1 protein-coding gene is annotated in these 257 nt (G+C 55.3%); it reads left to right on the top strand.

The genetic code is table 11. The features are described 5' to 3' along the window. Nucleotides 1-95 precede the first annotated feature (95 nt). Nucleotides 96-257 (top strand): TetR family transcriptional regulator (locus tag EOD29_RS33050; RefSeq protein ID WP_127248863.1); only part of this gene is annotated, 162 nt, incomplete at its 3' end.

Consider the following 257-nt stretch of genomic DNA (forward strand, 5'->3'; position numbering starts at 1 on the left):
ATAAAAATACGGGCAGTTGCTCAAGAAAGCGGCGGGGAACGTTTCCGGTCTAAACTTGAGCGAAGAAGTTGAACTTCAAGGGGAAATAACAGCCTGTGACCATACCGAGAGCAGCGAAAACCCTGAGGCGGACGCGAATCCAGGAGGAGAAGGAAGAGCAGATCCTGGAAGCGGCCCTCGACGTGTTTTCGGCAAGCGGCTTTCGCGGCTCGACCATTGACCAGATCGCCGAAGTGGCGGGCATGTCGAAACCCAAC

The sequence above is a fragment of the Mesorhizobium sp. M1A.T.Ca.IN.004.03.1.1 genome, from assembly GCF_003997555.1.
Lineage (GTDB): Bacteria > Pseudomonadota > Alphaproteobacteria > Rhizobiales > Rhizobiaceae > Mesorhizobium.